Annotated in this window: 14 protein-coding genes; 8 read left to right on the top strand and 6 right to left on the bottom strand. The window is 60.8% G+C overall.

Annotated elements, in window-relative coordinates; genetic code table 11:
- Positions 1–72: 72 nt before the first annotated feature.
- From N688_RS19120 to N688_RS19110, 3 genes are all read right to left on the bottom strand, one after another.
- Positions 73–915 (bottom strand): aldose epimerase family protein, encoded by an 843-nt coding sequence (locus tag N688_RS19120; protein WP_052890770.1) that lies wholly within the window; start codon positions 913–915, stop codon positions 73–75.
- A gap of 204 nt (positions 916–1,119) precedes the next feature.
- The gene (locus N688_RS19115; RefSeq protein ID WP_052890769.1) at positions 1,120–2,544 is read right to left on the bottom strand and encodes an APC family permease; all 1,425 of its coding nucleotides are present in this window, start codon (positions 2,542–2,544) and stop codon (positions 1,120–1,122) included.
- 267 nt (positions 2,545–2,811) lie between these two features.
- Positions 2,812–4,293 carry an APC family permease gene (locus N688_RS19110; protein ID WP_052890768.1) on the bottom strand — a complete coding sequence of 494 codons (1,482 nt, stop codon included), beginning with the start codon at positions 4,291–4,293 and terminating at the stop codon, positions 2,812–2,814.
- A 672-nt stretch (positions 4,294–4,965) separates the two neighbouring features.
- Between N688_RS19110 and minC the strand changes: the two genes are divergently transcribed.
- From minC to N688_RS19085, 5 genes are all read left to right on the top strand, one after another.
- The gene (gene minC, locus N688_RS22490) at positions 4,966–5,856 is read left to right on the top strand and encodes a septum site-determining protein MinC (RefSeq protein ID WP_162179590.1); all 891 of its coding nucleotides are present in this window, start codon (positions 4,966–4,968) and stop codon (positions 5,854–5,856) included.
- A gap of 388 nt (positions 5,857–6,244) precedes the next feature.
- Positions 6,245–7,081, top strand: coding sequence for a septum site-determining protein MinD (minD, locus tag N688_RS19100; RefSeq protein WP_052890767.1), 837 nt, complete (start codon positions 6,245–6,247; stop codon positions 7,079–7,081).
- Positions 7,082–7,099: 18 nt separating this feature from the next.
- Entirely contained in the window at positions 7,100–7,450 is a 351-nt protein-coding gene (gene minE / locus N688_RS19095) for a cell division topological specificity factor MinE (RefSeq protein WP_052890766.1), read from the top strand.
- A gap of 1,373 nt (positions 7,451–8,823) precedes the next feature.
- Positions 8,824–9,795, top strand: a complete 972-nt coding sequence (locus N688_RS19090; protein ID WP_052890765.1) for a hypothetical protein — start codon at positions 8,824–8,826, stop codon at positions 9,793–9,795.
- Positions 9,792–10,940, top strand: coding sequence for a VOC family protein (locus N688_RS19085; RefSeq protein ID WP_052890764.1), 1,149 nt, complete (start codon positions 9,792–9,794; stop codon positions 10,938–10,940). The genes N688_RS19090 and N688_RS19085 overlap by 4 nt, the downstream gene beginning before the upstream one ends.
- Positions 10,941–11,272: 332 nt before the next feature.
- Here N688_RS19085 and N688_RS19080 read toward each other — a convergent pair whose 3' ends face one another.
- Both N688_RS19080 and aroE read right to left on the bottom strand, forming a co-directional pair.
- On the bottom strand, positions 11,273–12,229 hold the full coding sequence (locus N688_RS19080; RefSeq protein ID WP_052890763.1) for a fumarylacetoacetate hydrolase family protein: 957 nt from the start codon (positions 12,227–12,229) through the stop codon (positions 11,273–11,275).
- A gap of 225 nt (positions 12,230–12,454) precedes the next feature.
- The gene (aroE, locus tag N688_RS19075) at positions 12,455–13,378 is read right to left on the bottom strand and encodes a shikimate dehydrogenase (RefSeq protein WP_052890762.1); all 924 of its coding nucleotides are present in this window, start codon (positions 13,376–13,378) and stop codon (positions 12,455–12,457) included.
- Between the two features lie 232 nt (positions 13,379–13,610).
- Between aroE and N688_RS19070 the strand changes: the two genes are divergently transcribed.
- On the top strand, positions 13,611–14,432 hold the full coding sequence (locus tag N688_RS19070; protein ID WP_052890761.1) for an NUDIX hydrolase: 822 nt from the start codon (positions 13,611–13,613) through the stop codon (positions 14,430–14,432).
- Positions 14,433–14,490: 58 nt separating this feature from the next.
- Positions 14,491–15,318 (top strand): MBL fold metallo-hydrolase, encoded by an 828-nt coding sequence (locus N688_RS19065; RefSeq protein ID WP_052890760.1) that lies wholly within the window; start codon positions 14,491–14,493, stop codon positions 15,316–15,318.
- 104 nt (positions 15,319–15,422) lie between these two features.
- Here N688_RS19065 and N688_RS19060 read toward each other — a convergent pair whose 3' ends face one another.
- Positions 15,423–17,123: an ABC1 kinase family protein gene (locus N688_RS19060; RefSeq protein ID WP_052890759.1), complete on the bottom strand. Its 1,701-nt coding sequence runs from the start codon at positions 17,121–17,123 to the stop codon at positions 15,423–15,425.
- 428 nt (positions 17,124–17,551) lie between these two features.
- On the opposite strand from N688_RS19060, the gene N688_RS19055 reads away from it, so the two are divergent.
- Positions 17,552–20,257, top strand: a complete 2,706-nt coding sequence (locus tag N688_RS19055; protein ID WP_052890758.1) for a M1 family metallopeptidase — start codon at positions 17,552–17,554, stop codon at positions 20,255–20,257.
- The last annotated feature ends 75 nt before the right edge of the window (positions 20,258–20,332 follow it).

Here is a 20,332-nt window from a genome sequence, read left to right as displayed (position 1 = left end):
TAGCAAGCAAGCGGAAGGTCAGCCATACAGCAAGAGCAGGCTTGATCAGAGCGGCGGGGCGGAATGCGCTGATCAAGCCTGTTCCTGCGCGCGTAGTTGCAGCACAATCGAGACTGTGCTGTCCGGAGCGATCTCCAGGCGGTCGCCGGGCCGATTCAGCGCATCCTCGCTGCCGACCGTTGGCTCAAAGCAGACAAAGGCATGATCAGGGCGCGTCGGCAACTCCGTCCACACCTGCATAGTATGCAAAGCAGAGCGACCGCCCTGGGGCAGCTCAGCGATCGTCAAGGTTCCCTGCTCAGGAAAAGTGATTGTCACCTCGCCGGCGAAAGGGTAGGGCGTATCTGGCGGCTGGTGCTCCCAGTCGATCGCAGCCGCCTCGAAGCCGGGCAGGCCCTGCACCAGCAAACGTGGCTTATCGAGCTGGGCCACTGCGAAATACGGATGAAAACCGGGTGCGATCGGCATCGCCTCAGCGCTGTGGTTCTCCATTGCCAGCGTATAGGTCAACCTGCCGGGCGTCACTGCCACCGTCACCGTAAAAGTAAACTCATAGGGGTAGCAGGCGCGCGTCGTCTCATTACTGTCCAGCTCCAGAACCACCCGCTGCTCGTCCGCCGCCAGGAGGGTCCAAGGGAGCAGGCGACCGAAGCCGTGGATAGGCAAAGACGTCCCTTTCTCCACAAACAGCCCGTTACGCAAGCGTGAAAAATTCGGAATCATCAGAGGCAAGCCCCAGCGGCGCACATTGCCAGTCGTCAGAGGGCGATAGAGCACCTCCCAGGTGCCAACCTGGAAATGAGAGACCAGGCAGATCTCAGGGATCACCCCTACCACGGTCTCCTGATCGCGCAGCACCAGCTCACGCTCTGTCGGAAAACGCAGAAAATCGCCGGGAAGCAGAGCAGAACTCATCAGCCAGCTCTCTCCAGAAAAAAGATCTCTAGCCGCTATTGTAAAAAACAGCGGCAGCCGAAGCAAGCTCAAGCGCACCAGCGGAAGAAAGAAAAGAAGAGATCCATGCTCCGCAAAAAAGAGAGGCGGAACCGGCGAGCGGTCCGCCTCTCCTTGGCACTGTCTCCTATCCAGAAGAAGAAGAGCAACCTCTCTCCGAGGGGCTTACTCTGCCTCCACATAAACTTTGCTACTGGCCTCCAGCACCTCGGGAGCGCGGAAGCGCAGCACCAGAGCGATGATAATCCCGAGAACCAGCCAGGCCACCGCCAGCGGGAAGGCCCAGGTCAGCGGAGCCTCATACTGCTGAGTTGCCTGGAACCAGAGCACGATCAGCAGCACCACCGTTGGGATCAGCGGCAGCACGATATGGCGGAAGACATTGAACTCAGCGGAGTGCTCGCGCAGATAGAAGACTGGCACTGCCACGCAAGTTGCCAGGTAGACCAGAATAATGGGCAGCACAATAATCGTACCGATCAGAGCGAACGCCGTCCCTGTCCCAAAGGCCAGACCGAGCGCCACCGTCAGCACAATGCCCACCACCATCGTAAAAACAATGGCCACATCGGGCGAAGCAAAGCGATTCAAGTGAGCCAGGGCTCCTGGCAGCGCACGCACGCGGCCCATCGCATAGAGCACGCGCGACACAGCGTTCACCCCAGCGTTCGAATTGGCCAGCGCGCTATTCAGAATCGCCAGATTCACAATGATGCTGAAGCCACCCCAAACGCGCTGCGCCATTGTCCCCCAGGGGTTTGAATCGCTGACGTAAGAAGCAATCTTCGCCGGCCCCCAGCCGACCACCGCGGCATAAGAACAGAAGACATAGAAAAGACCAATCAAGAGGGCGGCCAGCACAATCGCCAGAGGCACAGTACGGCGCGGATCGCGCGTTTCCTCAGCCAGGGGAGCCGATGACTCATAGCCAGCGAAAGCCAGCACGGTAAAGATCATCCCCAGGAGTACGCCTTGCCAGCCGCCAAAGCCGGACTGCGCGCTGGAAGCCGGATTAAAAGCATCCAGCGTATTATTGTTCCCGGCAGTCACAATCAGCCAGAGAGCCAGCAGCAAAAAGACCCCGATCTCGATGCAACCGAGCACCACACCCACATCGGCGGAGACCTTAATGCCGAAGTACGTCAGCGCGAAAATCACCACCGCAAAAATGCAAGCCCAGATAGCCCAGCCGTAGGGACCCAGAGGCAGAATCGAATCGGCCACCGGACCCAGAACCAGCAGCTGCAGAGGAACAATCAACAGATAGGCCAGATCGAAGATCCAGCCGGTCACCCACCCGGGAATGGAACCGAGCGAGCGACCGATATAAGTAAAGAAGCCGCCAGCGGAAGGCAAATGGCGGGCCAGCTCTCCGATATTCAGGGCGATCAACACGCTGACCACCAGCGTAATCGTCACCGCCAGAGGAAGAGCGGTTCCGGCGAAAGGCACCGCGGCGCTCAAGCTAAAAGAAACTGCGGAAGCCGGCGCCATGGTCGTAATTGACTGGAAGAGCACACCGGGCAAGCCGATCGTCCCGGATCGCAGGTTGCCCTGCTCTTCGGTTGGTGCGCTAGACTTAAGCGTCATGGCGATCCACTCCTTTACAAACAACGAAATAACTATAGGCGAGCAGCCGACACCAAGGCCGCTCGTGACCCGAAAGCGGCTGTGGCCCCACCGGGACGGGGCAGCAGCGTGGCGAAGAGAGCAGAGAGCAGTCAACAGACCTCAGCCCGGCGCGTGACAGAGCGAGCCACTCCAGACCGGGTCGGATCTCGAACGGCGCTCGGCCATCAGCGCAAGTGGAAGAGGCTGCCGCTCCGGCACCCTGGAGCGGCAGCGAGCAAGGTCTGTTCACGCTTCGAAGCTCTGATCCTGCCAGGCGGCTTGGCTAATAGCGAACATACTGGCGATGCCGCAGAGCACCAGGCAAATCACCGTCAAGCCGCCTACAATGTACCACCATTGGCCATTGCTGATCTGTTGTGGGATCGGCGAGTACAATAATGTTACAATCATTGCCATTAAGCAGGCAAGGGGCGCGATGATAATACAGAGCCACAGCACTGGAAGTGGCACCACCAGCAGGCGCAGGAAGCGCTCGCGCTGGCGGAAATAGAAGATCGCCAGATCGACAAAGATAAAGATTGAAGAAAAAGCCCAGACCAGAGTCAGCACCGAGAGCGTCACCGTAAAGACCACTGTGGCCAAATCGGTGGGCTGTCCCAGAGGCAATAGATAGGGCAACAGGAAGATCAAGGCGGCACACAGAGAGGCCACCACCGTCTGGAAGACGATGGCATTCGCGGGCTGGCGATTGCGATTCAAGCGGCTCAGCCCCAGCGGCAGGAAGCGGTCAATGCTGGCGACCATCAGCAAGCGGGAGAAGGCCACATTCAAAAGGGTGGTGAAGATCGGAAAATAAGCAATCACACAGACTGCGGCCACATTTCCCAGGAACTTGCCGAAGACGTGATCGATGACGCTGATCACCGCAAAAGGCCCCTGGCTGGCGGCGTCGGGACCAAGAACGACCAGGAGGGCGAAGGTGATCACCAGATAGCTGAGAATCACAAAGAGGCCGCCCCAGGAGACGTGGCGCGCGGCAATGCGCTCACTAGCCATTTCGCCACCAAGGATCATCGAGACATCGGCACCGAGATAGGCCAGCACCACACTTCCATAGAGCACGAAGTTAGAAGGATCGATTCCCCAGGAATGGAGATCGTTGAAAGGCGTCGCTGTATGATGACCAGTGGCCAGCCAGATCAGAGCCGCACCGCCGAGCAAGACCACCACCGCGTAGGTCATGAGCGTAACCGCATTGATCACCAAGCGCAGCGTGCTCATCGGCTGCAGCGCCAGCACGGTGGAAGCGATCAACAAGGCGATACAGAGCAGGCCCTGCTGCCAGGGCTGAGTCAGCCAGGAAGGATTTAAGCCCTGAATAAAGGCGATGCCAATGCTTAGGCTCGCAACCATCGCCAGCAGGCCTGGCATCCAGAAAATCAGGCTAGCGAAGAAGCCCCAGAAATTCCCCAGTGCGCGATGGGTCCAGATATAAGTTGAGCCTTCATGAGGGTAGAGAGCACCCAGCTGAGCAACACCAAGTACGCAGGGGATAAAGAAGACCGCAGCTCCCAGCAACCAGTAAGTAAAAGCGGCAGGTCCCGCGCTTATCGTGCTTACTGGATTATTAATGAAGAGCATGATCATCATGAAGATCATCATCATGTCGAACATGCCGAGAGCCTGGGGCATCGTCCGTGGAACATAGTTTTGAGAGGGGAGATCGCCCTTTTGCTGGTCCAGACGCTGCAAAGCTTCTAAAGCCATTGTAATGAACTCCTGAAGGTTCAAATCGTCCAGAGCCAGGCCGGAAGCCGGAGCAGCGGCGCTGGATGGCCAGGCCATCCGGGTACCGGCCAACTGAAGAGATCGCGACCGTCAACCCAGCACTGGGTGACCAATCGCCTCCTTAACCTTGGCCGAGGAAATACGAGTAATGGCCATATGGAAGAGCAAGAGTGATCTCTGCAGTGAAAAACTCCTGGCCTGTGATAGAAGTCGTGAATCGCTTCCCCTATCTTGGACGCACGGATAAGAGAGCGGGGAGAATGTATCACTATAATAGATGAGTCGAGGGGCCGGTGTCCAGTCCCTCATCTACCAATAGGAATGTAGTAATATTTGCCTCAATCAAAGGTGCCTCCCAAACAGCAAGCCGGGTGAGGGGGTGCGCGCTATCACCTGAACTAGGGAGAAACGCCGGCTAGCAAAGAGAGGCAAAGAAGCTGCTCCTATTGCGTTTTGTTGCTCTGGCGTTTATACTGTAACCTGGTAGCGTCAGAAGGTGGTTCTTTGTAGCAGATGGCCCGTTCGACTGCAGGCGGCCACCCTCAAAAGGATATTGAAGCAGAACGGGTAAAAGAGTGGCGCTGGTAAGAAATCGAAACTCCTGCTTGAATGAAAAGAGAAGAAGCTGATACAAGAAAAGCAGCGAACGAAATGAGTGCGCAGGGTTCTGCCGAGCAGGCGATGTCGACTGCGCGTGACCGGCTGAAGAAGGCGGGCGAAGCCCCTTCCTGGTTGGTGACCAGTGAGGGGGAGAGGCGAGAGGAGAAGCTGCCTGTGCAGGGGCAGATCGCCATCAAGGGGACGCGCCACGGTCTGCTCTTGACGCTGGAGCCGGATACGCCATTTAGTGAGCTGCTGCAAGCGCTGGCCGAGCGGCTGGCTGAAGCTCCGGATTTTTTTCGCGGGGCCACGCTGACGGTTGACACCCGCCAGCGAGTGCTCCAGGCCAGCGAGCGGGTTCAGCTCGAAAATTTGCTGGCACATTATCGGATGTCGATTGTCTCCCTGGAGCAGGTTGCCGGCATGCGCAGGGGGAGCCTGAGCGAGGGGGCCAGGCTGGGGCTGGGTCTGAACGGAGGGCCTGCCTATGCTGCTGCTGGGCCATATGCGCCATACTCGCCCTATGAGAAGACAGGAGCAGGGGCTGTGACAGTGGACCTGGGGCTAACGGCGGGTCAACGTGATCCGCGTGAGTCAGATGATACGCTCTTTTTGCGTCGGACGGTGCGTTCTGGCCAGGCGATTCACCACCACAGCAATATTGTAGTCCTGGGCGATGTCAATCCAGGTGCAGAGGTCGTAGCGGGGGGGGACGTGATCGTCTGGGGAGTCTTGCGCGGTATGGTCCATGCCGGCTATCCCGATAACGAGCAGGCGCTGGTCTGTGCGCTTCTGCTGGCGCCTGTCCAGCTGCGGATTGCCCATTTGCTCTCTCGTCCGCCCGAGGGGCTAGAGGTGCAGCCGCGTCCAGAAGTGGCCTCGATTCGCCAGGGCCAGATTGTGGTCGAAACCTGGCTCAATGGTCGCCCGCCGCGTAAGTAAGGAGAGCCAGCACGTGGGGTGGGCTGGCTCCGGTCCGGCCAGGCGCTCTAATGGGCTGCTGCTGGTTGCTGGCGATGAGGCTGGCTGCTCTGGAGAGTGAGACCGGGTGGTAGCTGGGGCGGCCTGGAGCTGGGGCGTCTCCCTGAGCCGGCTGGCATCCGTGGTGAGATTAGAGGAAGCACAGCAGTGGCCAGCAGGAGGGGCTGAGCGAGAAGTGTCGCGACCCCTGCCCTGCTTGCTGCTCCAATTTGACCAGCTGGTTTGTTGATGAAACCTCTGGCCGGCTGGTGAGTGGCTGGAGGGACCACCTGGCGACTGGTCGCCGCTGTGATATTTTGCTAGGTGTGCGAAAAGAACGGTGTTTTCCGAATCGACAGGGAGCATGCGCATGGATAGCCGGGTGATCACGATTACTTCGGGCAAGGGCGGCGTTGGCAAGACTACGACAACGGCGAACCTGGGAACAGCCCTGGCTATGCAGGGTAAGAAGGTGGTGGTAGTTGATGCAGATATCGGGCTCCGCAATCTCGATGCTGTGCTGGGACTGGAGAACCGCATCGTCTACGATCTGGTCGATGTGGTTGAGGGGCAGTGTCGTCTGCGTCAGGCGCTGATTAAAGATAAGCGTTTGCCCGAACTCTACCTGTTGCCCGCTGCTCAGACGCGCGATAAGAATGCCATCAATAGTGTCCAGATGGTGCAGCTCTGCCAGCAGCTGCGCCAGGAGTTCGAGTTTGTGCTCATCGATTCGCCCGCAGGCATCGAGCAGGGCTTTCGCAATGCCATCGTGGGCGCCGATGAGATCATCATTGTCACCAATCCCGAGATGGCCTCGGTGCGCGATGCCGATCGCATCATCGGGCTGGTCGAGGCGGCGGGCAAGCCGGAGCCGCGCCTGATTCTCAACCGCCTGCGTCCCGACATGGTGAAACGCGGTGATATGATGGATGTGGCGGATGTGCTGGAAGTGCTTGGAATCGATCTGCTAGGTATTGTCCCCGAAGATGAGTTGATTATCGTGGCCACCAATAAGGGCGAGCCGGTGGTCTATGATAAGCGCTCGCGTGCCGGTCAGGCATTTATGAATGCTGCGCTGCGCATTCTGGGTGAGGAGATCCCTCTTGAGGAGCTAATGGAGGCGCCAACGCTGATGGAGCGCTTGCGCCGCCTGGTGGGTTTCGGCCCCGCTGCGATTGGGAAGCGCACACGGTCCTGGCCGTCCTGATCAAGGAGGCGATGGTGCATGAGTATGCTTGATTTTATGGCCAGTCGCAAGCGGCCCAGGCCCGGCGAGCTGGCGAAGGAACGCCTGAAGGTGGTCCTGGTCCAGGACCGGGTGAAGGTCAACCCGGAGCTGCTGGAGCAGATCAAAGCCGATCTGCTGCGGGTGATCTCCGAACGCCTGGAGGTCGATGAGCAGCATGTGGAAATTACGATGACCCGTGAAGATCGCTGGGATAAGCTGCAGGCCGCTGTCCCAATCAAGCGTCAGAAGATTACGTTTGAGTGGGACCCACCCTACTATGGGCCGTCTGCCGAGGGGCTGGAGGGACCGCTCCAGGTGGAGATTGAGCGCGAGGAGCCGTCGTCCTAGCAGCTGGGACAAGAGGGTGGGGGCGTGTCCTGACCTGGCCCGACGGAGGAGGAGAACCGCGGCGGCTCTCCTTTCTCGCTTGCGGTTGCCAGCGTTGGGGCGTTCCTCTCTCGGAGCTGTTCAGGGCTGGTGCCCCTGACTGCTGCCGCTCTGCTTGCTGGTGGACGGGACAAGGAGCCTGTGGCTCGCTCTTCTTCACCGCCTTTCTCTCCTGCCTCTGGTTTTCTGGACCCGTTGAGGGCTGACTAGCGCTGCGCTCTCGCTGAGATGGTCCGTCTCTGCTCTTGCTCCACTTCTTCTTCTTCTAGTCTGCTAACTGTTTCCCTGTTCCTCCCCCTTCTTCCTGCATAGATGCAAAATAACATTGTTATCTCTGTACTTAGTTTTTGTATTGCTCTGATACCTTTCAGGATAATATCTTTGTAGAGTGCAATAAATCTATCAAAGAGTTAAGAAATCTGCAATACATGCTTTTGTTTCTCAACTCAAATTTCATCCTATCGTAACCGATGAAGAAGGAGAGAGAGGTACAATAAAAGCGTGATCTCAGATCGGAGCTTGTTTGAAGCTGAAGAAGCGGGGGTGGTATTCGAGAAGGAGCGTGCTCCTTCTGACTTGCTACGGTGCAGGTGCACACGTGAGCGTGTTCCTGTCGCGGTAGTGAAGTGCCAATGCGCGGGCACGAGCAGACGCGGAGAGGTCTGGAAGTAGAGCGTGCGCGTGTCGGGGCTGGCTTTCGCTGCGGCCAGTGCCTGGGGGCGTGGCATGTTCGGGCCTCTCGGTGGTGGCGCGTCGTTGGCGGTGCGTGGAGGGACGGGCGGGCGAAGTGCGAGACGCGCGGACCAAAGCGTGCCGCCACGGCGCTGCTATGTACGGTGCCGCCGGGCTGTAGCTATGGCGCGGACGGTGCGGGAAAGCATGGTCCGACTCGGGGCGGGTTGCCTCCGCCTGCCGGATGCATGCGTCCGAAGGCAGGCAGGCCGGCAGGAGGTAGCTATGTGGTGGTGGGGTGACGATGCCGCCCGCCTCGGGAAGGGCCAGCTCAAGGCCGCCCGTCAGGGGGGTTCCCGCTGCGGTGGGGTTGTTTGTTCGTTGGTGGTGGTGTACGGTTCTCCTGGAGGACTCGTACGATAGACTGCCGTCCGGCCAGTATCTCCTTTTTGGTACCCGGCGTATCATCGTATATAGCAAGGGATGATGTGTGGTGTGGTGCGTGCCTCTGTCTCCATACGTGTCCCTCGCGGAGGCACTGAGGTGTCACCGGCTTCCTGCCGGCACTTCAGTATCGCGACAGGAAGGATCGATCATCTGGCTGTCATCTCTCTGGGGGGACTGGGTGGTGGCCCTGTTCTTGCCACAGGGGTGGATGTGTGATGAGTGAAGACAGCAAGAGCGACAGAAAAGTCTATATTCTGGTTGAGCGCGCGAGCAACCTCTCACATGGGGTGAGTCGCGCGCTCTGGCCTGCCGCGGCGCGGCGGCTGGTGGAGACCAACAGGGCCGCTCAGCGCCGCCGTGCTCGCTTGATGCGGCGTCGGTCATCTCAGCCGCCAAGGCCGCCTGTGGCTCTGCCGCAATGGCTGCCGCGCCTCTTTTTGGCTGCGCTCGTGGCATCCTCCATGCTGAGCGGGGGGACACTGGTGCTGGCTGTCCTCTGGCATCTCTGGTTTCTGCCGGTGGGTGCCGCCCTTGCTCTCGCCGTCTCTCTGCTTGCCCTCAGACCGCGCTGGCCTGCTAACCTGCCCTCGGTACCCCTCTCGCAGCAGGCGGTTATGGATTCCGCCCTTCCGGCCTCCTCTGTGGCTGGCCTGCCCTGGAAGAGCCTGCCTGGCCAGCTGGGGGCGCCGGAGACCCCGATGCCAGATCCGCCCTCGCTGGTGCGGGTTCTAGAGACGTTCGACCTCTCGCGTGGCGAGCTGGAGCCGGCTCTTACCGAGGTTCCCTGGCCGCCCTCGTCTGCTGCTGGGGCACGCTCTGAGTGGGGTGAGCGCACTTCCTCCGGGGGAGCGGCTTCTTCTGTGGCCTCTTTGCCGGATGAGCTGCCTTCCTCCTCGATTGGGGCGCCGGATGAACCTGGCTCCTCTTCCTGGATCGCTCCCCTTACCTCACTGTCGGCGTTCGGTCTCTCCCCCGTTCACTCCGGGGCTGACCCGGCGCCTGAGTTGCCAGAGCGCGACTTGCCTGTTGAGCCGCAGTCTCCCAGGTCCACCGGTGGCCAGGTGCCAGAGATTCCCGTGACGCGGCCTTGCGGTAGCGCGGAAGTCAACGGGCAGGGCGAGGCGGAGCGTGCTCCCTCTGCCGCTGGGGAGCCGACAAATGAGAAGAGTGAGGACGAAAAGCTATGACCTTTGGGGGAGATCTGTTGACCTGGCTCGCTTACTCTAGGTATGATTCCCCAGAAAAAGAGAGCTTTGACCGCCTGGCTAGTACGCAAGAGCTAGAGCAGCCAGCCGGTCGGCCCATCCGATCCAGTGACCGCAGTCGGCAGCAGTTCCCTTCCCTGGAGGCAGTAGTGAGCGAGCAGCAGATTCAGAAGGTAAAAGTCAGGCGCTTAGCGCATGTGGGCCTCTGGTCCAGCGACGTGGCGACACAGGCCCGCTTCTATCGCCAGGTGGTGGGCCTCGATCTGCGCTCAAGCGAGGTTCGGACCGTGGGGCAGGAGATGGAGGTGGAGGCGGCCAGCGCTTTCCTTGCTTTGGGCGATGAACATCACTGCCTGGCCCTCTTTGCCGATACTCGTGATTCTCGCCCCGGCAAGGCCGATAGTCGCTTTGTGCTGCCTCAGAGCCGACTGCATCATATGACCTTCGAGGTGGATACAGAGGCAGAGCTGGCGGCTCTGGCCGCTCGCCTGAATATGCTTGGGGTGGAGCTGGCCTTTGAGCCACGCGATGGCGAAAGCGAGCGCGGCGATACGCTCTGGTTCCGTGATCCCGATGGCAACCGTATTGAGATCTCGGTGACGTCCGATGAGGCTTTCACGCAGTACGCCGCCGCTAGCGGGCGACGGCAGGCGCGCCTGCGCCCCCTTGCTCTCCAGCATCTGGCCCTCCAGACGCCGCATCTGGAGACAATGGTCGAGTTTTATACCGAGGCCCTGGGCTTTGATATCTCAGACTGGCTGCTGCGCGAGTGGGCCTGGTTGCGCTGCAACACCGATCATCATACTCTGGTGCTGATCCAGGGGCGTCCCGATGTCGATCACATCGGCTTCCGGATTGACAGCGGCCTCGATCTGCTGGCCTGGGCCGATTACCTCAGTCGGCAGGAGGCGCCCGTCCTCTGGGGTCCTGGGCGCCACGGCGCTGGCCATGATCTCTTCCTGCGCTTTGCCGACCCAGAGGGCTGTCACATCGAGCTGTCCGCTGAGCTGGAGCAGTACTACGATCAAGATGTGACGACACCGCCGCGTCTCTGGCATGCTCGCCCCCGCGCTCTCAATCTCTGGGGAACGTTGCCGCCCTGGATCAAAGAAGAGGTCTCGGTCTGATCCTTCCTCTCTCGCACCCGCTGCCCGCCTGTGGTCTCCTGGTCTGCTTCCCCATGTGAGGCAGAGGAGAGGATGGGATGTGAAGGAGGGTGGAGCGAGCAGGGACTCACGGACGCGAGCGTCCGGCAGGGCGGTGAGAGCGGCAGTGCTGGTTGCTCAGTCGGCCAGGTTGAGTCGGGCCAGCAGAAGAGACAACCCTCTCCCTGGCCGGACGAGGTGACGGATTCTCGCGATCCGTCGCCTCGTCGTATTTTTTAGGGCCTATATGGCCAGTACGGGCACTGGCCTGCCTGGCTGCCTGGGTGGCAGAGGTAAGGTGCATGCAAGGCGTGTCAGCGCACCTCTTCGACGCCGACGATGCGATTCCTCATGACGCCGATCTCGGCAATCTCGGTCTCCATGATGTCGCCGGGGCGCAGAAACTCGGGCGGCGTTCGCGCAAACCCCACCCCGCTCGGCGTGCCAGTGGCGATGATATCGCCCGGCTCCAGCGTCATACCGTTGGAGAGCACAGCGATGATGCGGGGGATAGAGAAGATCATCTGGTCGGTGCTGGCCTCTTGCTTGGTGAGGCCGTTGACGCGCAGGCGCAGGGTCAGCCGCTGGGGATCGGGGATCTCATCGGCGGTAACGATCCAGGGACCCATCGGGCAGTAGCCGTCAATGCTTTTGCCGCGAAAGTACTGCTGGTGCTGGGCCTGCAAGTCGCGAGCCGAGATATCGTTGAGCACTGTGTAGCCGAAGACATAGCCAAGGGCCTCGTCTTCGCGGATGTGCTTGCCCCCCTTGCCGAGGATGACGGCTAGCTCAACTTCCCAGTCGATCTGTGTCGAGACGGCGGGGTCGATCACCACGTCGCCGTAAGGGCCGTTGACCGTGGTGGGGGCCTTGGTGAAAATAACGGGATGCTGGGGGAGCTGGGCCTCGCGTCCGCGGGCCGCGGCGGATTCGCGGGCGTGTTCGGCGTAGTTCAGTCCCAGGCAGATGATGTTTTTGCGCGGACGAGGGATCGGGGCCGCAAGCTGGACGGCTGCCAGTGGCTGCACGAGGCCACTTTCCTGCAAGGCGGGAATCGCACTCAAACGCCCGTTGGCTTGCTGCGCCTGCTCTAACAGAGCGCGCAGACCCCGCTCCGCCTGCCCATACTGCTCAATGAGGGTCTGCATGTGATCGGGAACGTTGAAGCCCAAGGCGCGCGCTCCCAGGGCGGCATCGACAATCTCGTCGTTGAGCACCAGACCCACGCGCACACGCGGGTTATCAGGTGTTGAAAAGCTTGCCAGTTTCAATGCTGGTTCCTCCCTTATGCTGGCTGGTGGATCCCTCTTGCATAATAGTATGTCCCGCAAGGCAAAAAGGCAAGCTGCTCTGCGGCTCATTCCTGCTAACTGCCTGCGAAGGAAGAGCAGGGCAGGTTTCTGCCGTTTGCTGCCGTCCAGGGAGCAGAGACCGGCTAACCAGGGAAAAGAGGCAGAAGGAAGGTAACCAGACCAGACCGAGGTGAAATCTGGCCTCTACTCGGCGGCGAGGGCGGCACGCATGACCTCCAGCGGCGCTGGCTGGCCAGTCCAGAGCGTGAAGGCCAGGGCCCCTTGATGGAGCAACATCGGCAGGCCGTTGGAGGCCTGCATACCCAGGGTGCGCGCCTGGCAGAGCAGCTTCGTTTCCGCCGGGTTGTAGATCATGTCGAAGACAAAGGTTTCGTTGCCGAAGCGAGCCAATACCTCACCGGGCAGCGGACTCAGGTCCTCGTGCATGCCGACCGGGGTGGCGTTGATAATGAGCGAGAGCGGATGAGGGATCAGGAACTCGGGATCGCTGAGGCTGAAGACCTGGGGAACGCTCAGCTCCTGGCGCCGGGCAGCCAGAAAGTCGCCAACCTCTGCCGCCAGGTGTTGGGCGCGCTCCAGATGGCGGTTGACGATGATCAGTCGTTCGATGCCGGTGCTGGCCAGGGCAAAGGCCGCAGCGCGCGCTGCTCCGCCTGCCCCCAGAATGATGGCCGTATAGCCCGTGAGAGAGAGCGTCGTGCTCTCGTCCGGCTTGCCTATCCCCAGTTCGCGTAGAGCGTGCAGCAGCCCGGGAGCATCAGTATTATGGCCGTGCAGGTAGCCATCGCGCGGAACGATCGTATTGACCGCCCCGATGCGTGCCGCCAGCGGATCAACGATGTCGAGTAGAGGGAGGACCGCTTGCTTGTGCGGGATAGTCACATTGGCCCCTAAGTAGAGCGGATCGAGCAAGCGCGCGACGCGCGAGGCCAGTTCATCGGCAGGTGTTGGCCAGAGCTCGTAGACTGCATCGATGCCCAGGGCATCGAGAGCCGCCTGCTGCAGGCGCGGCGAGAGCGAATGCGCCACGGGATCACCGATCAGGCCCAGGCGGAAACGACTGTGCCGACTCTGCAACTGCTCAATCACTGGTGCTTCTGCATCCATAACTACTTGTTCAGCCCTGCTTTGCTTTCGGTCGAGAGCTGATAGATCCTACTCTGCCGGGTGTATCCTATGTATCGCTGTTACAAAGAGCATGAACATCTTCAGCGTACCACAGGCCGCGGCCGCCGTAAAGAGGACGGGCGGTGCCTGCGGGGGTGCTGCGCATATGGTACTATAACAGTATCACGTCCAGGTCAACAGAAACTTTCCTCAAGGGAGATGGAGAGAACCTATGGCAGTTGTGCCCCGCCTGGCCTCAGCGGTGATGCTGCTGAGGAATGGACACGCTGGAAGCGGAATGGAGGTCTTTATGGTCCGGCGTGTTGTCCAAAGCGAGTTTATGCCCGACGTTTATGTCTTTCCTGGCGGCTCCATCAAGGCCGATGACCAGGCCGCCGAGGAGAGCCCGCAACTTTGCGCCCCTGTTCCCGCCCGTGAGTCAGTAGCAGACCCCGAGGGACGGACCGCTCTGGGCACGGGAGCACGGGCGGCGGCCATTCGCGAGCTATTTGAGGAAGCGGGCGTCTTGCTGGCTTATTGCAATGGCTCGCTGCTGGCCCTGACGGAGGATGAGGCCGGGAGGGCGCGCTTCGCCGACTATCGCCTTGCCTTTCATGAGCGTCGAGGCTCGCTTGTCGAGCTGGCCCGGCGCGAGGGATTGCAGTTAGCCACCGACCAGCTTCACTACTTTGCTCACTGGCTGACCCCCGAAGGCATGCCGCGCCGCTTCGACACCCACTTCTTTCTCGCCCTGGCTCCTGCCGAGCAGCAAGCCGTCTACGATCAGCTAGAGACCAGCGATGGCCTCTGGATCAGGCCCGCCGAGGCCCTGGCCCGTTACCAGGAGGGCAGTTTTCCCCTGGTCTTTGCCACCTTGCGCCAGCTTGAGGAGTTAGCGACCTTTGCCAGTGCCGAGGAGGCCCTGACCTTTGCCGCCTCGCATTATGTGTCCCTCAAGCAGCCGCGCCTGGTGCAAGAGGGAGAAGGCTATCGCATCTATCTCCCTGGCGATGAACGGGGCTGGGAGGTCCCGCCACATATGACCCAGAGCTGAGCTGTCAGCCAGCCGTGATGCCGTTTGAACGGCTGGTGCAGTGAGAGTGAGGAGCGCTATGGAACAGGAGCAGCAGTCACAAGCGGAGGAGCAGCTTTATACGCTGGTGCTGGCCCCCAATCCCTCGGTCATGACGGGGCCAGGAACCAATACGATCGTACTCGGTGACGCGACCACGGGAGCGCTCGTGATTGATCCGGCGGTCGATGACCCGGCCTATCTGGAGCAGATTATAGCCGCTGGGGAGGCCCGTGGTGGTATCCGGCGTATTTTGATTACCCACGGCCATCCTGACCACTGTAGCGGTGCGGCGGCCCTGCGGGCCCGTCTGGGTGTACCGGTGCTGGCCTTTAGCCGCCAGGGGGTGGCGCTGGCCGATGAGGAGTTAGAGGATGGTGCGCGCCTGGCGGCTGGCGACGATACCCTGCGAGCTATCCACACGCCGGGGCATCGCTTCGACCACCTCTGCTTTCTCTTAGAGCGAGCTGGTGTGCTCTTTGCCGGTGACTTGCTGGCTGGGGTGGGTACAGTAGTGATTGCTCCGCCGGAAGGGGATATGGGGGCCTATCTGGCCTCGCTGCGGCGCCTGCAGCGCCTGGGGCTGCGCCGCATTGTTCCCTCCCACGGTCCGGTGATCCTTGATCCGGCCAGCAAAGTAGCCGAGTATATCGATCATCGCCTCTTACGTGAGCAGCAGGTGATCACGGCTCTTGGCCAGTTTCCACCAGGGGCGACCGTTGGCGAACTGGTGCCGCATGTCTATGCCGACGTCTCGCCGGCTCTGCACGCCCTGGCTGCCCAGTCGCTGACAGCTCATCTGCTCAAGCTAGAGCAGGAAGGGCGCGTGTGCCGTCGAGGCGACGAGCGCTGGCAGCTCCTGAGCTAAGTGTCGGGAACATCCAGGGCCGGCGCTACTGATTGGGCCTGCTCTGCCCTACCATCTATATATGGCTGCTAGCGTGCTCTGGGGGGGCTTCCTGCGGAGTTGCGTTAGCGGCGCAGCAGCAGGCCCAGGATGGCCACAGCAGCCAGACCGAGGCAGAACCAGCCAGCAGTGAAGAGGTGGACGCTCGTGAGCAGGTAGACACCGGCGGCTAGCGCGGCCAGGCTCACAAAGGTCAGCGAGAACGTGCCGCCACGTCCCTCGCCGCCATTGGGGCTGCGTCCGTTCCGAGCGCGTCGGCTCCGTCCGTTCGTCGAGGAATCGGCCAGCCGAATCTCGATCTGGCCGCTCTCGAAGCGGGTAATGATGCGCTCCAGGGCCCGAGGTAAGGTCAGCAGCGCGCGGCCATTCTCCAGCATCTGGCGCAGCAGCTCCTGCAGATTCTCCCCCAGTCGATCGGCGCTGAGGCCGAGAAACTTGCGCGCGTAGGGCGTGGCCACGTCGATCAGGTTAAACTCCGGCGCCAGGCCAGTTGCTACGCCAGCCAGGACGCTGATCGCCCGCCCTGTAAAAGCGAACTGAGCTGGAATCTGGAACGGTTGCCCGTACAGCAGCTGCTCGATGTCCTGGGCGACATCCGACAGATCCAGCTCGCGCGCCTCTCCCAGGGTCAGACCATAGTATTGGGTAAGCATTAGTTCCAGGCCCTGTTCAATAGCTGGCAGATTGGCATTTTCTCCCAGAAAGCCGAGGCGGCCCAGAGCATGGACCAGCGCCTGCGAGTCGCGGGCCACAAAGGCCAGGAAGAGATCGCGCAAGGCCTTCTTCGTGCTTTTTGTAAGAGTGCCGACCATGCCGAAGTCAACAAAGGCGATTACAGGGTCCTCTGGGGGGGAACCATGCTTAACAAAGATATTGCCTGGATGGGGATCAGCGTGAAAGAAGCCTGCTTCGAAGAACTGGAAAAAATAGGCCTCAACCGTGCGCCGTGCGATCTCCAGCCGATTGTAGCCAGCGGCCTCCAGGGCGGCATAATCGTTAATCTTGAGACCGTCGATCCACTCCAAGACCAGGACCCGCTTCGAGCTGTATTCCTCGTAGACGCGCGGAATATAGATCTGGGGCTGATCGCGGAAAAGCTCGCGAAAACGACGGGCATTGGCGGCCTCGGTCAGATAGTCGATCTCCTCGTAGACCGTGCGCCGAAACTCGCGATAGACGGCCATGAGATCGATGAACTCGCTGGTATCGACGAAGCGCGTGATGACCCAAATGACGAAGCGGATCGTGCTCAGGTCGGTATTGACCAGCTCCTCGATGTGGGGGCGCTGCACCTTGACCGCCACCATTTCTCCGCTACCGGCGAGCGTGGCGCGGTGCACCTGACCAAGGGAGGCGGCAGCGGTCGCCTTGCGCTCTAGCAGGCTAAAGACCTGCTCAACGGGCTTGCCAAGGTCAGCTTCGATTACCGAGATAACGTGGCTGAAAGGGGCTGGGGGCACCTCGTCTTGTAGGCTGTCAAGCACCTGCAGGGCCTGCTCTGGCAACAGGTCGGCGCGTGCGCTCAGGAACTGGCCCAGCTTGATCATCAGGACGCCGAGCTTGATGGCCGTCTCGCGGAAAGCCGTTAAGACCTTGATCAAAACTTCGATGTTGGGCTGAACCTCGTAGTGGCCGCGTTGATGGGCGCGAATCACTCGCCGACGCTCGCGATAAATCACCCAGATGGTCCATAACAGCAACCGGGCGACACGCAGGAAACGCGCCACCTGGGCCAATCTATTGATCCGCGTAGGTTTGTGATGCATACTACCAGTGAAAACCTCTCTCCAGGTACAATAACACAGATATCTACGCTGTGCCCAGGGAAGCGGTTGAAGAAAGAGGGGTGGGCCAGGTCGCCCCATTCGTTCCGTCCCACCGCATCCTTCTGGCGGGCTTCCTTCTCAGGCTCTGGGCGAGGGTGAGCCAGAGCAGCGGGTGCCAGCTCTCTTCCTCACTTGTTGCCCGTCACCAGTTGACTGGCTGGCTTGTCAGGATCACAACGAAGCGGCTGGATGGCAGGTTTCCGTCCTGGTCTCTCCTCTTTGCCCCTCTGCTGTGCCCGGCTTCACGGCTTAGTTCGCTTCCCTGACGCTGACCAGCGGGCATGGAATAGTACTATCTCAGCCAATAATGAGCGGGGAAAAGATATTCTCCCTAGTAAGGGAGGCAAAAACCGAAGAGGAGGTTCTTTGTGAGCAGCTCTTGTGACGCCGCTTTGGCGGCAGATAACTTTGAAGAGTGGCGCGTGCTGGGGGCAACGGGCAATGTTCTGCAGGCACTGGCTGGGCCGCCTCCTCGGGCGCGAGCCTTCGAGCTACCGGGTGACCGTGTCCACTATGCGCCCGATCGCCCCGCCGATATCACCCATGTCAAACTCGAGATCAGTCTTGACTTTGAGCGAGAGACGGTTAGCGGCACGGCCTGGACCTCTTTTACCGCCCTCTATGACGAAGTGCGCAGCATTGCTTTCGACGCCGTTGATCTCCACATTGAGCATGTCATGCTCGACAATGGTACCGGGCTGCGCTATAGCATTGAGCCGGAACGCCTCAGTGTTACCCTCGATCGGGCCTATCACTACGGCGAGTCGTTCACTGTTGGCGTGCGCTACTGGGCGCAGCCGCGCATCGGTCTGAATTTCAACAAGCCCACGCCTGACGATCCGACGCGGCCTGTCCAGATATGGACCTTCAGTCAGACCTGGTATCATCGCCACTGGTTCCCCTGTCACTGGGTGCCAAACGACCGTGCCACCAGCGAGATCATCGTGACCGTACCAGCCCAATTTGTGACTCTGTCCAACGGCGAGTTGCTCAGCGTGCGAGACAATGGCGATGGTACCAAAACCCATCACTGGCGCCATGATGTGCCCCATCCCGCTTACCTGATCTCGCTGGTCGTTGGCGATTTCGCCGTTATCGAAGATCGCTACGGCGAGCTGCCCGTCACCTACTACGTGCGGCCCGACCGCCGCGAGGAGGCGCGGCTGTTGATGGGCAAAACGCCGGCCATGATCGACTTCTTTAGCCGCTACCTCAACTATCCCTACCCTTATCGCAAATATGCCCAGAGCGTGGTCGAGGTCTACCGGGGGGCAATGGAGCATACGACGGCCACCACCCACAGCTTCATGCTGCTCTTCGATCAGAAAGCGGCCCTGGATATTGGCGAAGACGGCCCCGTGACTACCGTTGCTCATGAGCTGGCTCATCAATGGTTCGGCGACCTGCTGACCTGCCGTGACTGGTCCGAAGGGTGGCTCAATGAGGGCTTTGCCACCTACTTAGAACATCTCTGGGTCGAGCATGATCGTGGCAGTGATGTGTTCAAGCTCATGATGCGGGAGGTGGCTCACCTCTATTTTGAGGAAGACAAGCACTACCGGCGGCCCATTGTCTATCGCGGTTACTACCGCGATGGCTTCGAGCTATTTGACGGTCACCTCTACTACAAAGGGGCCTGGGTGCTGCATATGCTCCGTCACCAGCTTGGCGAAGCGGCCTTGCGGCGCGGCCTACATGCCTATTTGGAGCGCCACCGCGGACGCGAGGTCATCACAGCCGATCTGGAGCGCACCCTTGAAGAAGTCACCGGGCGCAGCCTGGCGCAGTTTTTCCAGCAATGGCTCTACCAGGCTGGCTATCCCGCCTTCTCCGTCAGCTATGCCTGGGATGGCGAGCGTCATCTGGCCAAAGTGACAATCAAGCAGACCCAGGCCATCGATGACCTCACCCCCTGTTTTGTGACACCGGTTGATCTGGCCTTTAGTATCCCTGTGGCCGACGGCAGTGACGAGATCCGAACTGTCAAGCTGCAGGTAGTGGTTGGCGAAGATGGCGAAACCGCGCAGACCTTCTTTGTGCCACTGGAGCGCGAGCCGGTGATGGTGCGCTTTGATCCCGATGGCTGGCTACTGAAGACCCTCGAATTCGAGCGGCCTGCCTCTATGCTGCGCTACCAGCTGGCCCACGATCCCGACGTACTGGGACGCATTGAGGCGGCAGAGGCTCTGGCGAAGCAAGGGGATGAGGCCAGCCGGCGTGCTCTTGAGGAAGCACTCTTCAGTGATCCCTTCTGGGGCGTGCGCTGTGCCGCGGCCAAGGCCCTGGGTGAATTGGGAACAGAGGCAGCACAGGCCGCCCTCCTGCGGGCCTTGCGCGAGTTAGAGGCGCAGCAGTGGTCGCGCGTGCGCGCCGCTGTCGCCCGGGCCTTGGGTCGCTATCAGGAGCCGCAGCAGAGCAGGCTGGCCCAGCGAGCGGCAGAGGCCCTGCGACCACTGGTCAGCGAAGGCGACGTCAGCTATCTCGTTGAAAGAGCGGCAGCGGAAGCTCTGGGCAGAACGCGGGTCGCCGGGGCCCTCGATGTACTGCAGCAGGCCATGACGCGCCCGTCGTGGCTCTCCTATGTGCAGGAAGGTATCTTTAAGGGCCTGGCCTGCTGCGGAGACGAGCGGGCCATCCCCCTCCTCTTAGACTATCTGGATGCCAGCCGTCAACCGCCGCTGTGGCGACTGGCCGCGACAGGTGGTTTGCAGGCGTTGGCCCGCGAGCGCCATCTCTATCGCGAGACTGCCTGGCAGCAGGCAGTGACCCGGCTCTGTGAGGCGGTCGAGCATGATCCCTGGGAGGCCGTGCGCCAGGGGGCAGCGCTTGCCCTCCTGCTCTTCGGCGAGCGCCGAGCCGTGCCCGCTCTGGAACGAGCCGCCGCGCGAGAGCTGGAGACCCGTGTCCTGCGCAGCATGCGCGCGGCGCTCTATGTGCTACGCAGCCCAGGGCAGGCCGAGGAACAGCTTGCTCAGCTGCGCCAGGATCTGGAGATCCTGCGCGAGGAGAACCGCCGCCTCAAGGAGCAGCTGGCCTCAGTGGAGACCCGCCTCGCTCAGGAGCGAACAAGCTAAGGCGCGACGCGTGTCCCACCTGTAGCAGCGACGCAGACGAGCTGCCCAGGACCCGAGACAAGGGAATACCCGGGC

Source organism: Thermogemmatispora carboxidivorans, assembly GCF_000702505.1.
Lineage (GTDB): Bacteria > Chloroflexota > Ktedonobacteria > Ktedonobacterales > Ktedonobacteraceae > Thermogemmatispora > Thermogemmatispora carboxidivorans.
This window is presented reverse-complemented; position numbering and strand designations above follow the sequence as displayed.